A 16074-nucleotide genomic window follows, 5' to 3' on the forward strand; every position below is an offset into this window, starting at 1 on the left:
GGAGAATGACATGACGATGCAACCTCTGGTCAAACTGGCTGACGGTACTATCATGCCCCAACTGGGGCTTGGCGTCTGGCAAGCCAGCAATGAACAAGCCACTGCCGCAGTGACCGAAGCGCTGAATGTCGGCTACCGTTCAATTGATACTGCCGCTATCTACAAAAACGAAGTGGGTGTCGGCAAGGCCTTGCAGGAAACGGCCATCCCGCGCAGTGATATCTTCATCACCACCAAGCTATGGAACAGCGATCAGGCACATCCGCGTCAGGCGCTCGAAGAAAGCCTGCGAAAACTACAACTGGAGTACGTTGACCTGTATCTGATCCATTGGCCGCTGCCGGAACAGAACACCTACGTTGAAGCCTGGCGTGGGTTACTCAATCTCAGAGAGCAGGGGCTGGCAAAAAGCGTCGGTGTGTGCAACTTCAACCCACACCATCTGCAACGCCTGAAAGAAGAAACCGGGGTGATGCCGGTCATCAATCAGGTGGAATTACACCCGCTTTTCCAGCAGCGCATGCTGCAAACCTGGAATACCACCCATCATATCCAGACCGAATCCTGGAGCCCGCTGGCGCAGGGAGGCGAAGGCGTATTTGACCACCCGGTTATCCACACGCTGGCGAAGAAATACGGCAAGACACCGGCACAGATTGTGATTCGCTGGCATCTGGACAGTGGTTTAATCGTCATCCCCAAATCTGTTACGCCAGCGCGTATCCGGGAAAATTTTGCAGTGTTTGATTTTAGGCTGGAAAAAGAGGAACTGAGCGACATCGCCACGCTGGATTGTGGCAAGCGGCTGGGGCCAGACCCTGACCAACCGCGTACCGACGCGCCGCGCAAAGACTAATATTCACCAGACATATCTTCACTGTATCCGGCTTCCCGCACCGCTGGCGCGGGTGTCAGGGCTGCACCACCAGTTGGGCGGTAGAACCACGATCCGCCATTTCCAGTGTGTGGCTGTAATACAGGAACGGAAATTGTGGCGTGGAGAACTGGCCGAAATACACCAGCAGTTCCACATTATTTTCCACCCACACCGTGTCTTTCCAGCCGCTGTCTTCCGGCGGCGTCAGGCCACCGTTCACGCTGCGCACCAGAAATGCCGCCCCTTGAATATGGAAGGGCTGCGCTTGATCAGCATGCACTATCCAGCGTTCATAACGCCCGACCTGCGTTTGCACATCCACACGGTTGATATCCCACATGGCACCATTGATACCGGGCAGGCTGTCACCCAGGCGGAATTCGCGCGTCCGGCTGACCGCGCCATCAATAATATTGTCGCTCAAAAGGCGCATCGGCAGAGTATTGGTCACCAGCGGCAACAAACCAGTGGGTCGCAGGGTTAACACCACCGATGACACCAAAATCGTCGATGGCTCGAACAAGCCGCGTAACCGCTGCATGAGGGTCGCGGACTCCCCTGCGGTCAGCGTCGCTTCATTGCCCTGCGACATATCAACCAGCACCTCACGGCGTTCGCCGGGTGCCAGTGAAAGCTGATTCAATGCCATCGGCGCAGGCAGGAAACCTTGATCGTTGGCGATAAGATGCAACGGGCGACCATCACTCATGCGCATCACATAGCGACGGGCGTTAGAGGCGTTGAGCAGGCGCAAACGCACCCAACCGCGCGACACTTCCACATACGGGTTCTGTGCGCCATTCACCAGTAATGTATCCCCGATGAAACCACCACTGCTGGGCGGGCTGTACAGCGGCGCACCGAAGTTATCCAGCCGTTTATCCTGAATAATCAGTGGGAAATCATCCACACCATAGTGGTTGGGGATCGGCAGCGATTTACTGAGACTATCTTCTATCAGCCACATGCCCGCCAGCCCATTATAGACGTGCGGTGCCATACGATTGGGCGTATTGGCATGGTACCAGCAGGTCGCTGCCGCCTGCCGCATCGGCAACACCGGCGACCAGTCCATATTCGGCTGAATCATGCGACCCGCGCCGCCCATCAGCGACCCCGGCACCTGCAAGCCGCTCACGGTCATCGACACCGGCTCACTAAGACGGTTGCTATAGACCAGCTTCACGTCACCATCACTGAACACCCGCACAGTCGGGCCAAGATAACGGCCATTAAATCCCCATACCGGGTTTTTACGCTCACCAGAAAACGCCCAGTGCGCCCGCTGCATGGTCAGAAAAACCGGCTGTCCACGACGAGACTCCAGCAGTGGCGGCACAGGCAGCGGATTCTTCCCGCTATCAGCTCTGGCCGTCAACGGCATTGCACCCGCACAGAGCGCAACCCCAGAGGCCTGAAGAAACTGACGCCGACTCAATGACATAACGACTCCGAAAACCGATCCAATCCCTTACTCCCACCGGGTCGTACCGCCACCCGTAAGGCCACACAGCACATCCTGGCGCTGACGTTAGCGTTTTTCCGCCGCTTCGCGTTGTGCAACTTCGGCATCCAACTGGGCGATTTTCTCCGCCATCAGGTCATGGCAATAAGTAGCCAGTTCACGCACCTGATCCTTGCCATAACCGCTGCAGTCGATCGGCGGCAACACTTCAACAATCACATGACCATTGTTCCAGCGGTTCAGCTTCACTTTTTTATGCGTGCTGGAGACACAGATCGGGACGACCGGCACCCCGGCGGCAATCGCGGCATGGAACGCACCGGTTTTGAACGGCAACAGACCGCGCCCGCGGCTGCGCGTCCCTTCTGGAAACATCCACACCGAAATGTTGCGCTTTTTAATGTGATCCACCACCTGTGAGATGGTGCCATGGGCCTTCGCTTTATTATCCCGATCAATCAACAGATTCCCCGCCAGCCAGTACAGCGGGCCGAAAAACGGGATCCACACCAGACTCTTCTTACCAACCGTGACGGTACCCGGCATCACCACTTTAGCCGCCGTCACCATATCGTAGTTGTTCTGATGGTTGGCGATATAGATACAGTTGCCCTCAAAATGGGACGCCTGGGGATAGCGAATGTCCACCTTAAGACCAAACACCACCGATAAACGGCCAAACAAACGACCAAACCGGGAAACATGGCGAGGGTCTTTTGGACTAAACAGGCAGTACACGAAGCCAACCAGAGACACCACGACAGAAAAGATGATCACCACCAAAAAGCGGAGAATGAATAACATAGCAACCTCATTAGCCAACAGCCGCCGCTAGTATAGCGGCTTCGCGTTAAAACACACGGCGAACCTTGCCGCAGCAAACCGTACAGCCCCACCCAAAAACAGCCATCGGACGTACAGGAAAAAATGACAAAAGAGAATCGTCTCGGGGATGACGCTTATCCGCCCATCCCCGACAAGGCAGGGACCGTGTTGACGACCCTCCACACACAACGGCGGGCCGTCTGCCTTCATTAAAGGCACTCTTCTTCGCGATTCTTCTTCACGACTACTCTTCGCTGCTACCGACGTTTGCGATACCAGCAGGCACATCCACCTCGATGCGCTCGACCCGTTGCAAACCGCGCGGCAACGATGTGCCTTTACAGCCTCGGCTGGCCTGATACTTCTGCAGTTCTTCCGGACGCAAGGAGTACTTGCGCTTACCGGCGTATAGCGTGACGGAAGATTGCGGCGCAATCGCCATCAGCCACAGTATCCGATCGTCACCGCTAGCCAGTTGCGCCGCCGGAATCGAGACTATCTTATTGCCCTTGCCTTTTGATAAGGCTGGCAGGTCAGCAACCGGGAACAACAACATGCGTCCTGCTGCGGTGATCGTGAGCAGCAAGTCATCGTCACGCTGCAACTCCAGCGGTGGCAACACACGCGCATTATCTGGCAGGGTTATCACTGCTTTCCCCACCCGGTTACGGGCAACCAAATCGGCAAAGGTACAGATAAAACCGTAACCGGCGTCAGAGGCCAGCAGTAGCCGCTGGTTATCTGATGCCATCAACACCCGTTCAATGGAAGCCCCTGGCGGCAAGGTCAATTTACCGGTCAACGGTTCACCTTGCCCACGCGCCGACGGCAGCGTGAGTGGGTCGAGCGCATAGCTGCGTCCGGTCGAATCCATGAACACCACCGGCTGGTTGCTCTTGCCACGGGCAGCGGCGCGATAGGCATCACCTGCCTTGTAACTCAGGCCAGACGGGTCGATATCGTGCCCCTTGGCACTGCGCACCCAGCCCATTTCCGACAGCACGATGGTCACGGGTTCAGACGGCGACAGGTCATGTTCGCTCATGGCTTTAGCTTCACCGCGTTCATGCAGCGGCGAACGGCGATCATCGCCATAGGCTTTGGCGTCTTCCTGAATCTCTTTCTTCAGCAGGGTGTTCATCTTGCGCTCTGAGGCCAGCAACGCCTGAATCTGATCGCGCTCTTTGGCCAGATCGTCCTGCTCACCACGGATCTTCATCTCTTCCAGTTTGGCCAAATGACGCAGTTTCAGTTCCAGAATGGCTTCAGCCTGGGTATCGCTCAGGCCGAACTTCGCCATCAGAACCGGCTTCGGTTCATCTTCGTTGCGGATGATATGGATGACTTCATCGATATTCAGGAACGCAATCAGCAAGCCTTCCAGGATATGCAGGCGCTTGAGAACCTTATCCAGCCGGAAGTTCAACCGACGGCGCACCGTATCGCGGCGAAACGCCAGCCATTCAGTCAGGATTTCCCGTAGCCCTTTTACCGCAGGGCGACCATCCAGACCGATCATGTTCATGTTGATGCGGTAGCTCTTTTCCAGATCGGTGGTGGCGAACAAATGGTTCATCACCTGATCCAGATCGATACGGTTGGAACGCGGCACCAGCACCAGCCGGGTCGGGTTCTCATGGTCGGACTCATCACGCAGATCGTCGATCATCGGTAACTTTTTGGCCCGCATCTGACTGGCTATCTGCTCCAACACGCGCGCCCCCGAGACCTGATGCGGCAATGCGGTGATCACCACGCTGCCATCTTCTTTCTTCCACACCGCACGCATGCGCACCGAGCCACGACCGCTTTCGTACATTTTGCGGATCTCATCACGCGGGGTGATGATTTCTGCTTCGGTCGGGAAATCCGGCCCCTGCACGTAACGCAGCAACGCTTCCAGCGGTGTCTCCGGCTCATCGATCAACGCCATGGCCGCCGCGGCCACTTCACGCACGTTATGTGGCGGAATATCCGTCGCCATACCGACAGCGATACCGGTGGTGCCGTTAAGCAGGATATTAGGCAGGCGGGCAGGCAGCATCTTCGGCTCCTGCAATGTGCCGTCAAAGTTCGGCACATAATCCACCGTACCCTGCCCCAGTTCGCCCAGCAGCACCTCAGCATACTTCGACAAACGGGACTCGGTATAACGCATGGCGGCGAACGATTTGGGATCATCCGGCGCCCCCCAGTTCCCCTGACCGTCTACCAACGGGTAGCGGTAGGAGAAAGGCTGCGCCATCAGCACCATCGCCTCGTAACAGGCACCGTCACCGTGCGGATGATATTTACCCAGCACGTCACCCACCGTACGGGCGGATTTTTTGAATTTGGCACTGGCGCTCAGCCCCAGTTCGGACATCGCATACACGATACGACGCTGAACCGGCTTGAGGCCATCGCCAATAAAGGGAAGCGCCCGGTCCATGATGACGTACATGGAATAATTGAGGTAGGCGTTCTCAGTAAATGTGTGCAGCGCAAGACGCTCTGCGCCGTCATGAGTCATGTCACTCATTGATAATCCTTAAACCGTGGCGTATCGCCATGTTCAAAAAACTCGCTTATTGTTGCGCGATGAACCACAACGTGGCAAATCGACCGGACAACACTGACCGGATAGTAACGCAAGTTGTATCTCTCTTCACGGCATCCTGCTGGCGCAATGCATTGTTCGATCCCAAACCCGCGATTATTGACTACTCAGCAACAGTGTTGTGCGTCACAGCACGTTTTTCCCCATCACGCTATCAGCTAGACTGCCTTTCAACGCCTGTTTATACCATTTGAGGTCATCAGCCATGCAAAACGTACTCATCATCAATGCTGGAAAAGCCTTCGGCCATTCCAAAGGGGAACTCAACCGTACCCTGACGGATGTCGCCGCCACGTTCCTGCGTGACAAAGGTCGCCAGGTCCGCGTCACCACGGTCGATGACGGCTACGACATCGAACAGGAAGTACAGAATATCCTGTGGGCCGACACCATCATCTACCAAATGCCAGGCTGGTGGATGGGTGCCCCCTGGACCCTGAAAAAATACATCGACGACGTCTTCACCGCCGGACACGGCTCTCTGTACGCCAGTGATGGCCGCACCCGCGCGGACGCCAGCAAAAAATACGGTTCTGGCGGCTTATTACAGGGCAAACACTACCTGCTGTCGCTGACCTGGAACGCCCCGCTGGAGGCCTTCACCGACCCGGACCAGTTCTTCCATGGTGTCGGCGTAGACGGCGTCTACCTGCCGTTTCACAAGGCCAACCAGTTCATCGGTCTGGCACCGCTGCCCACCTTCATCTGCAACGATGTCATCAAACAACCGGACGTCGAGCGGGACATTGCCCGCTACCGCGCCCACCTTGACAAGGCTTTCGCCTGATTCACGGTTTGCTACCCTCGGCGCGGCATTCACTTCACCACTACAGTGGATGCTGCGCCACTTTCTCGCTAAGAAAATCCAGAAAACAGACAATCCGGCTGGCCAGTTCCGTATTGCGGTAGTACACCGCATTCACCGGCAGACGCCGGTCTAACGTCTCTTGCGCTAACACCTGCACCAGTCGACCTGCCGCCACATCATCCCGGGTCATAAAATCCGACAGCCGGACAATGCCTTCCCCACACAACGCCAGTTGACGCAACATTTCACCATTAGACGCAGCGATCGTCGGCGAAATAGGATAATCATCGCCAAATGCGTTGCGTAACGGCCAGAGATTTAACGACTCGGACTGGGTAAACCCCAGCAAAGTGTGGCCCACCAGCGCGTCCACACTCAGTGGCGTGCCGTGACGGTTCAGGTAGGCAGGACTTGCCAGAAGACGCAGCCGAGTGGCACCCAGCGGCCGGGCATGGATGCTGGAGTCACGCAATTCACCGATGCGAATCGCGATATCGGTTTGCTGTTCCAGCAAATCGATAATCAGATCATCGCTATTTAATTCCAGCAAAATGCAGGGATAACGGCGGCGAAACTCCGGGATTATCGGCACGATCACATGCTGCATAAACGAGGCGGCAGCGTTAATGCGTAACCGCCCGCAGGGTTTACTGCGGCGCAACGCCATTTGCTCTTCCGCCAGCTCGACCGCATACAGCGCGTCACGCGCATGTTGTAAAAAGATCTGCCCTTCTTCCGACAACGCCAGCCGACGGGTAGTACGGTGCATCAGCGTCATGCCGAGCTTGCTTTCCAGACGACTCAACGCCCGGCTGATCCCCGAGGTGGTTTGCCCCAGTTGTCCAGCCGCGGCGGTGACAGACCCACAGTCCACCACCACCACGAATGCCTGCATCTCTTCCAGCGTGACTTTCATCGTACCCGGGCGTCAGACGTCAAGCTCGGCCTTGTCGCCCTTCTCCTGCAACCAGTTGCGGCGATCTTCAGAACGTTTTTTCGCCAGCAGCATATCCATGGTCGCCATAGTCTGCTCAATGTCCTGCTCACTCACCGTAAGCTGTACCAGACGCCGGGTATTCGGATCCAACGTGGTTTCACGCAGTTGCATCGGGTTCATTTCACCCAACCCTTTAAAACGCTGCACGTTAGGCTTGCCTTTCTTACGTTTGAGCTGTTCGAGGATACCGGCTTTCTCTTCTTCATCCAGCGCGTAGTACACCTCTTTTCCGAGGTCGATGCGGTATAGCGGCGGCATGGCGACATACACATGACCACCCTGCACCAGTGCGCGGAAATGGCGTACAAACAGCGCACACAACAGCGTGGCAATGTGCAACCCGTCTGAATCCGCATCCGCCAGAATACAGATCTTGCCGTAACGCAACTGGCTCAGGTCGTCACTGTCAGGATCGATGCCGATCGCCACCGAAATATCGTGGACTTCCTGCGATGCCAGCACTTCATCCGACGAGACTTCCCAGGTGTTGAGGATCTTACCCTTGAGCGGCATGATCGCCTGATATTCACGATCGCGCGCCTGTTTAGCGGAGCCGCCTGCTGAATCCCCTTCCACCAGAAACAGCTCAGTTTTGCTCAAATCTTGCGAGGTACAGTCCGCCAGCTTACCGGGCAGCGCCGGACCACTGGTCAGCTTCTTGCGCACCACTTTCTTGGCCGCGCGCATACGACGCTGGGCGCTGGAGATAGCCATCTCCGCCAGTTGCTCCGCCGCCTGTACGTTCTGATTCAGCCACAGGCTGAAGGCATCTTTGACCACACCGGAAACGAATGCCGCCGACTGACGTGACGACAGCCGCTCCTTCGTCTGACCAGCGAATTGGGGGTCCTGCATCTTCAGCGATAACACATAAGCGCAACGCTCCCAGATGTCTTCGGCACTGAGCTTAACGCCACGCGGCAATATATTGCGGAATTCGCAGAATTCGCGCATCGCATCCAGCAACCCTTGCCGCAAGCCGTTGACGTGAGTACCGCCTTGCATGGTCGGGATCAGGTTAACGTAACTTTCGGTCAGCAGTTCGCCGCCTTCCGGCAACCACAGCAGCGCCCATTCCACCGCTTCGGTATCGCCGGGGATAGCGCCAACGAACGGTTTTTCCGGCAGCGTCGGCAAGCCGTTGACCGCTTCGCACAGGTAATCGCTCAGACCGCCCTGATAACACCAGCGCTGCTCGGTATCGTTCACGCCGTCTTTAAAGACAATTTCCACGCCGGGGCACAACACGGCCTTGGCTTTCAGCAGGTGCGTCAGGGATAACACGGAAAAACGCGGGCTGTCGAAGAACGTCACATCAGGCCAGAAGCGTACACGGGTACCGGTGTTACGGCGACCGCAGGTGCCTGTCACCGTCAAATCCTGTACTTTATCGCCGTTTTCAAACGCGATGTCGTAGACCTGGCCGTCGCGGCGTACCGTCACTTCCACCCGAGTGGACAGCGCGTTGACCACGGAAATCCCCACGCCATGCAAACCGCCGGAAAACTGGTAATTCTTGTTAGAAAATTTCCCCCCGGCATGCAGACGGCAGAGGATCAGCTCGACAGCGGGAACCCCCTCTTCCGGGTGGATATCCACCGGCATCCCGCGCCCATCATCAATCACCTCTAGTGACTGATCAGGATGCAGGATCACATCGATACGACGGGCGTGGCCAGCCAACGCTTCGTCGACGCTGTTGTCTATCACCTCTTGTCCCAGATGGTTGGGACGGGTGGTATCGGTGTACATCCCCGGACGGCGGCGCACCGGCTCCAGCCCGCTGAGGACTTCAATCGCATCAGCGTTATAACTTGATTGCGTCATGGTTAGAATGCATGTTGTCGTTGTTTGAAAGTCAGAATTTGAAAGTCAGACAGTATCCCGCGATTATACGTGGCGCAGGCACCACGCCAAGCGTTGATTATCAGGGTGAAAGTCCCCATCAACACGGGTTTGACCAACCTGACAAACGGGATAGGGGTGATGAGGAGCGCCGTCCGTTCATCGCGGCGACGCCAGGATGAGTCAGTCCACCGTTAATCCAAGAAAATCGATCATCGGCGCAAAATAGTGCTCAAACCCTACAAACGCATGATTACCGCCGGACTCTACCGTCTGACGACAGGCCGTGTAGTAAGCGACGGCCTGACGGTAATCCAGCACCTCATCCCCAGTCTGCAGCAGGCACCACAGTAAATCCGGAGATTCCAGCGGTTCGACCTGCATCACCTTGAGATCGTAAATGTGCCGAGACTCTAACACATATTGCTCGCCGGTGTAGGGGTTCTGCTGTTCACCCAGGAAATCCTGCAGCAATTCGTAGGGCCGTACCGCGGGGTTAACCACTACCGCTGGCAGGCGAAAACACTGTGACAGCCAGGTCGCGTAATAGCCACCCAGCGATGAACCAACCAGGCCGAGCGGCCTTCCAGCTCGCTCCATGACCAGTTGTTCTATCATTTCCGCCGCTTGTGCCGGGTAAGGCGGCAATTGCGGCACCAGCATATCAATCTGGGGATGGTGCTGCGCCAGCCACTGCTGCAACGCCGTGGCTTTCGCCGACAACGGCGAGCTATTGAAACCGTGAAGATAAAGCAGGGTGGGCATCAGTAACCGTCCGAATCCATATCTGGCAGGAATTCATTTCCTTCAAGGCGACAGACCCGGGTTTCCACTCCGCCATCCGGCAACAATTCCAGATAGCGCCAGCCGGGCGCGACATTATCAATGGTAAAGTTAGTGCAGTGCGGCTTGAATTGCACGCAGGTCGACGGCGTCGCCAGCAGGCGGCGGCCGTTCCAGTCCAGATCCATTTCCTGATGAATATGGCCGCACAACACGGTACGCACATGCGGGAAACGGGACAACAACGCATCCAGACTGTGAGCATTACGCAGACTGTGTTGATCAAGCCAGGTACAACCCGATGATAACGGATGATGATGCAGCATCAGCAATGTATGGCGTTCTGGCTGACTTTGCAGGCTGCGATCCAGCCACTCCAGTTGGTATTCACTCAATTCGCCATGCGGTACGCCGAATACCTGACTATCCAGCAAAATAACCTGCCAGTGCTCACCCAGTAGCACATGTTTGGACGGTGCAATCCCCGAACGGGCCAGCACATCCACCATCGCGGGCTGAAAGTCATGGTTGCCGGGCAACCAGACGCAAGGTGCGCCAAGACGACGAATACCCGTCGCAAAATGCGTGTACGCGTCCTGCGTATGGTCCTGCGCCAAATCTCCGGTAGCGGTAATCAGATCGACATTCATTTGCTGAGCTGCGATAGCATTCAGCACCGCCTGATAGCTGCGGTTAGTATTCACACCGAGCAGGGTCCCCTGCTCGTCGGCAAAAAGGTGGGTATCTGTTATTTGTAAAATCCTGACTCTGGCCCCACACGCCACAGGAAGTGTCAACAGGCTTTCCAAATAGTGTCCTTGGGTCTTTGCAATCTGCCTAACAAATCGATCCACACCCTTAAATAGCCAGGATTGCAGCAAAGCGGCTCACGCTCTGTACTTTAAAGGTGGATATGTCTAACACACAGGAACCGACATTGAACCACACGCCAGGCAATATCTCAGCCAGTCGGCAAGAAACTGATTAATCTGATGCTTTTCGTCACGTTGATGTAACTTCTTGTTCGGATAATCATAACGTGCCTTAAAGCGGAAGATCTGCTGACTGGAACACACTTCCGCAACCATCGCATCGTAGTAGAGCCGTACCGACAGCGTCGGCAGGCTCCAGTAACTGACCGACGGGGCTATCTGCTGGATCTCCACCAGCGCCGTATACCGCGTAGACTCCAGAATAGTTAAACGGTAACTGGCGTTATGGACCTGATACACCACCGCAGCGCCCACTTCCTCATTGCGAGGCAGCAGACGGCGTAGCTGCGCGAAGTTCATTTCGCTCAGCCGCATCATTTCCGGGAAATCCGGGGTATAGCGCTTCATTGTCCGTCCACCCAGGCTTTTTTCAATGTATCATGGTGCAATGCCAACCATTGCAAGGCAATGACAGAAGCGGCGTTATCAATAATCCCCTGTTCCACCCACTGGTAGCTCTGCTCGCGGCTAACGACATGCACGCGGATATCTTCGTTTTCTTCTGCTAAGCCGTGAATACCGCTGGCAGCGCTGGCATCCACCTCGCCAACCCAAATAGCCAGACGTTCACTGGTGCCGCCAGGGCTTGCCAGATAACTGAGCGCCGGACGGCAGCGCTTCACGACCAGCCCGGCCTCTTCCTTCGCTTCCCGGCGCGCCACCTCTTCCTGACTTTCACCAGGTTCGATCATGCCAGCCACCAGCTCGAACAACCACGGTGACGGACTGGTGTCATAAGCGGCAATGCGAATTTGTTCTATCAACACCACTTCGTCGCGCACCGGGTCATAAGGCAGCAACACAACGGCATGGCCGCGCTCCAGAATTTCCCGGCTGACTTCATCGCTCATACCGCCGTTAAACAGGCGATGACGAAAGCGGTAGCGCTGCAGTGAAAAAAAACCCTTGTAGAGGGTTTCACGTGCAATAATTTCTACATCATCTTTGGCAAAAGTACCGGGATGTGTATCTGAGGACGCCATAAACTCAACTCCTGTGGACAACAAAACAGGTAAGCCATTTTTTCTGTGGTGAAAACGTGGACAGGTGCTCACCATTTTGTGCAATATTCATCGTGCAATCGTGCCAGCCCGATACGGATAATCGGGTGCGGGAAAGTCTACCAGCAAGGATGAGGCGTTCCAGGCCTCAGTGCAATGTCTTTGCACGTCTGAAACGGCGCTCCTGCCAAGGCAGTGTCTGACACATTGCCGGGTAGCGAGCCCAAACCCAAGGCGTTAAGTAAAATAGGCTTTGGGGATAACCGCAAGGAAAAGATGGCACGTTCAGCCACCTAATTCGATTAGCCAATTCTGATAGAATCGGTAGATATATCGTCTCAAGATGGCGCAACCAAAAAACTTTGCTGCACAACAAGGAATGAAAATGAAGAAACTGCTACCACTTCTCATCAGTCTGGGTCTGGTTGGCTTTAGCGCCACAAGTCAGGCCGAAGACCTGCTACAGGTTTACCAACAGGCCAAAACGACCAATCCAGATTTACGCAGTGCTGCCGCCAACCGAGACGCCGCTTTCGAGAAAATTAATGAAGCCCGTTCGTCCTTGCTGCCCCAGTTGGGTCTAGGTGCAGACTATACCTACAATAACGGCTATCGTGACCGCAAAGACATTAACAATAATGTGACCAGTGCTTCATTGCAGTTAACCCAGTCCATCTTCAATATGTCGTTGTGGCGTGCCCTGACCCTGCAGGAAAAACAGGCTGGTATTCAGGACGTCAGTTATCAGACTTCCCAACAAACCTTGCTGCTCAATACCGCGACCGCCTACTTCAACGTACTACGCGCCATTGACTCGCTGTCTTACGTTAGTGCCCAGAAACAGGCTATCTACCGTGAACTGGACCAGACTACACAGCGTTTCAATGTTGGCCTGGTTGCCATCACCGACGTACAAAACGCCCGCGCCCAGTATGACAGCGTGCTGGCAAATGAAGTGACCGCACGCAACAATCTGGATAACGCGATGGAAACCCTGCGTCAGGTGACCGGGCAATTCTATCCGCAGCTCGCCGGGCTGAATATCGATCGTTTCGCCCCGCAACAGCCTGGTGCCGTGAATGGCCTGCTGAAAGAAGCAGAAAACCGCAACCTCAGCTTGTTGTCTGCCCGTTTGAGCCAGGACCTGGCGCGCGAGCAGATTCGTTCGGCGGAAAGTGGTCACCTGCCTACCCTTAATCTGACGGCGGCCACCGGCGTCACCAATACCAACTACTCTGGTTCACGTGCTGTAGGCGACAATTTCAACAATACCTATGTGGGCCAGAATCAGGTTGGCCTGAGCTTCTCGTTGCCGATTTACAGCGGCGGCGGTACCTCATCCAAGGTGAAACAGGCGCAATACGGATTTGTAGCATCCAGTGAGAGTATGGAAAGTGCTCACCGCTCGGTCATCCAGACGCTACGCTCTGCGCATAACAATATTTCTGCCTCGATCAGTAGCGTCAACGCTTACAAGCAGGCGGTGATATCAGCACAAAGCTCGTTGGATGCCATGGAAGCCGGTTATCAGGTGGGTACCCGGACCATTGTTGATGTGTTGAGTGCCACCAGTACCCTGTACAACGCTAAGCAGCAGTTGTCCGGTGCACGTTATGATTACCTGGTCAACCAGCTGAACCTCAAGCAAGCGCTCGGTACGTTAAATGAAGACGACCTGCGTACACTGAACGCCATGTTGGGCAAACCGGTCTCCACCTCTGCGAGCGTCAGCGAAGACATTCCGCCTGCGGTCGCCGTTAAAACCACCACCAAAGCCAGACCGTAATCACATCATCAGGGGAACCAGAACGGTTCCCCTGATTTTGCTTCTTTGCAGGGCGCGCACCCGCCGCCGATGCTTTACAAGCCATTCCCCCTTCTCCTATGCTTAAGTACACCTTATATCTGCATACTTATTATTAACATGATGGGCATGATGCCCTGTTTCCCTGGGATTCACCGATGAAAAGAACGTCAGACATTAACCACGCACGTTTTCGTAAACGCTGGAGTTACCGTATTGCTCCAATCGCACTGGCTGTCAGCGCCACGTTTATTCTCTCTGGTTGCGAGAAAACCGACGAAACCGTTTCGCTCTACCAAAACGCGGATGATTGCTCTCGCACTAATCCGTCCATGAAAGACCAGTGCACCACCACCTATAACAATGCGCGGAAAGAAGCGGAAAGAACCGCACCCAAATTCGCGACCCGTGAGGAATGCGTAGCAGCGTTCGGCGAAAGCCAGTGCACCCAGTCAAGTGCAGGGGCAACGACTGCCAGCGCAGCGCCACAGCAAAGCGGCAGTTTCTGGATGCCGCTCATGGCGGGATTCATGATGGGTAAGCTGATGGGAGGCAATAATTTTGCCCAACAGCCGGTGTTCCGCCCGAATACCCCCAATAGCCCGGCCAACGGCAGCTATGTGGATGCCAGCGGTAAGAGTTACGGTTCCACCACCGGGCGCACCATCACCGTTCCGAAAGACGCCATGACGCCCAAACCGACGTCCAGCATTACCACCACCCGTGGCGGCTTTGGCGATACCGTGAACCGACTCAACAACGCACCGGCGGCTAACATGACGGACAACCGGGATAAATCCAGTAGCACCGCGGGCTATGCGACAGGTACCGGTACACGCTCAAGTGGCGGTAGTGAAACCCCAATTCGCCGCTCCTTCGGGGGATAAGGTCGCCAGCCATGAAACGTATTGCGATTAACGAACGCCCGAACTGGCGGGAAAAAGCGGCCGAATATGGTTTTCAGTTCCATACCTTGTATGGCGAACCCTACTGGTGTGAAGACGCTTGCTACCAGTTTACGCTGGCGCAAATTGAAGAGCTGGAAGAGACCACCGCCGAGCTAAACCAGATGTGTTTGCAGGTCGTCGATAAAGTGGTCAACAGCGAAGCGCTGTTGACCAAATTTCGAATTCCCCGCCATACCTGGGACTTCGTGCGCAGTTCATGGCTATCGCGCCAGCCAGCGCTCTATGCACGTCTCGATCTGGCTTACGACGGCAAAAGCCCCGCCCGGTTACTGGAAAACAATGCGGATACCCCGACGTCATTGTACGAATCCGCATTCTTTCAGTGGATCTGGTTGGAAGATCAGATCCAGGCCGGTCTGCTGCCGTCGCACGCGGATCAGTACAATAGCTTGCAGGAAAGACTGATCGAGCGTTTTGAATACCTGCGAACCCACCACGGTTTCGGTGCACTGTATTTCACCTGCTGCCGGGATACGGAGGAAGATCGGGGAACGGTGCAGTATTTGCAGGATTGTGCACAGGAAGCGGGTATTCCAAATCAATTCCTGTACATCGACGAGATAGGCTTAGGCGATCGTGGGCAATTTACCGATTTGCAGGACAACACCATCGGTAACCTGTTCAAACTCTATCCGTGGGAGTTCATGCTACGCGAAACCTTCTCCACCAAACTGGCGGATGCGGGGGTACGCTGGCTGGAACCGGGCTGGAAAAGCGTGCTTTCCAACAAGGCGCTGTTGCCGATGTTATGGCACATGTTTCCTAACCATCCCAATCTGCTGCCAGCCTATTTCACCGAAGACAATCCACCGGCTATGAGTGACTACGTGGTCAAGCCACTGTTTTCGCGCGAAGGTGCCAACATCCAGATTTATCGACAAGGCCAGCAAATCGCCGCCGTGGATGGCCCTTATGGTGAAGAAGGTTCCATCGTGCAGCAATTCCACCCACTACCGCGATTTAATGATAGCTATACGCTTATCGGCAGTTGGCTGGTAGGCGATACCCCTTGCGGTATCGGACTGCGGGAAGACCGGGAGCTGATCACTCAGGATTTATCCCGCTTCTATCCGCATATCATTCTGGATTAACGCCAGAGCACTGCTGCAC

At 55.4% G+C, this 16074-nt stretch carries 14 protein-coding genes; 5 read left to right on the forward strand and 9 right to left on the reverse strand.

Annotated features, from left to right (window positions below; genetic code table 11):
- The first annotated feature begins 10 nt into the window (after nt 1-10).
- Nucleotides 11-856, forward strand: a complete 846-nt coding sequence (dkgA, locus tag FAZ14_RS13210) for a 2,5-didehydrogluconate reductase DkgA (protein WP_016943062.1) — start codon at nt 11-13, stop codon at nt 854-856.
- A gap of 55 nt (nt 857-911) precedes the next feature.
- On the opposite strand, the gene ftsP is transcribed toward dkgA, so the two are convergent.
- The 3 genes from ftsP to parC form a co-directional block, all read right to left on the reverse strand.
- Entirely contained in the window at nt 912-2321 is a 1410-nt protein-coding gene (gene ftsP, locus FAZ14_RS13215; protein WP_153508683.1) for a cell division protein FtsP, read from the reverse strand.
- Between the two features lie 87 nt (nt 2322-2408).
- Nucleotides 2409-3146, reverse strand: a complete 738-nt coding sequence (locus FAZ14_RS13220) for a 1-acylglycerol-3-phosphate O-acyltransferase (RefSeq protein ID WP_038925968.1) — start codon at nt 3144-3146, stop codon at nt 2409-2411.
- Between the two features lie 265 nt (nt 3147-3411).
- Nucleotides 3412-5688 carry a DNA topoisomerase IV subunit A gene (gene parC / locus FAZ14_RS13225; protein ID WP_038925969.1) on the reverse strand — a complete coding sequence of 759 codons (2277 nt, stop codon included), beginning with the start codon at nt 5686-5688 and terminating at the stop codon, nt 3412-3414.
- A gap of 283 nt (nt 5689-5971) precedes the next feature.
- On the opposite strand from parC, the gene FAZ14_RS13230 reads away from it, so the two are divergent.
- Nucleotides 5972-6553, forward strand: coding sequence for an NAD(P)H-dependent oxidoreductase (locus FAZ14_RS13230; protein WP_038925970.1), 582 nt, complete (start codon nt 5972-5974; stop codon nt 6551-6553).
- A gap of 40 nt (nt 6554-6593) precedes the next feature.
- On the opposite strand, the gene FAZ14_RS13235 is transcribed toward FAZ14_RS13230, so the two are convergent.
- The 6 genes from FAZ14_RS13235 to nudF form a co-directional block, all read right to left on the reverse strand.
- Nucleotides 6594-7490 carry a LysR family transcriptional regulator gene (locus FAZ14_RS13235; RefSeq protein WP_016943067.1) on the reverse strand — a complete coding sequence of 299 codons (897 nt, stop codon included), beginning with the start codon at nt 7488-7490 and terminating at the stop codon, nt 6594-6596.
- 12 nt (nt 7491-7502) lie between these two features.
- Complete coding sequence (gene parE / locus FAZ14_RS13240) at nt 7503-9398, reverse strand: DNA topoisomerase IV subunit B (RefSeq protein WP_016943068.1); 1896 nt, start codon at nt 9396-9398, stop codon at nt 7503-7505.
- Between the two features lie 201 nt (nt 9399-9599).
- Nucleotides 9600-10181, reverse strand: a complete 582-nt coding sequence (gene yqiA, locus FAZ14_RS13245; protein ID WP_016943069.1) for an esterase YqiA — start codon at nt 10179-10181, stop codon at nt 9600-9602.
- The gene (gene cpdA / locus FAZ14_RS13250) at nt 10181-11008 is read right to left on the reverse strand and encodes a 3',5'-cyclic-AMP phosphodiesterase (protein WP_016943070.1); all 828 of its coding nucleotides are present in this window, start codon (nt 11006-11008) and stop codon (nt 10181-10183) included. The genes yqiA and cpdA overlap by 1 nt, the downstream gene beginning before the upstream one ends.
- Before the next feature lie 108 nt (nt 11009-11116).
- Nucleotides 11117-11539, reverse strand: coding sequence for a DUF1249 family protein (locus tag FAZ14_RS13255; RefSeq protein ID WP_016943071.1), 423 nt, complete (start codon nt 11537-11539; stop codon nt 11117-11119).
- Nucleotides 11536-12174, reverse strand: coding sequence for an ADP-ribose diphosphatase (gene nudF / locus FAZ14_RS13260; RefSeq protein WP_016943072.1), 639 nt, complete (start codon nt 12172-12174; stop codon nt 11536-11538). The genes FAZ14_RS13255 and nudF overlap by 4 nt, the downstream gene beginning before the upstream one ends.
- A gap of 403 nt (nt 12175-12577) precedes the next feature.
- Here nudF and tolC point away from each other — a divergent pair, with 403 nt between their 5' ends.
- The 3 genes from tolC to FAZ14_RS13275 all read left to right on the forward strand — a co-directional run bounded on the left by tolC (nt 12578) and on the right by FAZ14_RS13275 (nt 16055).
- The gene (tolC, locus tag FAZ14_RS13265; RefSeq protein ID WP_016943073.1) at nt 12578-13978 is read left to right on the forward strand and encodes an outer membrane channel protein TolC; all 1401 of its coding nucleotides are present in this window, start codon (nt 12578-12580) and stop codon (nt 13976-13978) included.
- A 176-nt stretch (nt 13979-14154) separates the two neighbouring features.
- Complete coding sequence (locus FAZ14_RS13270) at nt 14155-14883, forward strand: DUF1190 family protein (protein WP_016943074.1); 729 nt, start codon at nt 14155-14157, stop codon at nt 14881-14883.
- An 11-nt stretch (nt 14884-14894) separates the two neighbouring features.
- Nucleotides 14895-16055 carry a glutathionylspermidine synthase family protein gene (locus tag FAZ14_RS13275; protein WP_016943075.1) on the forward strand — a complete coding sequence of 387 codons (1161 nt, stop codon included), beginning with the start codon at nt 14895-14897 and terminating at the stop codon, nt 16053-16055.
- Nucleotides 16056-16074 lie beyond the last annotated feature (19 nt).

This window comes from Dickeya oryzae (assembly GCF_009372235.1).
Classification (GTDB): Bacteria; Pseudomonadota; Gammaproteobacteria; order Enterobacterales; family Enterobacteriaceae; genus Dickeya; species Dickeya oryzae.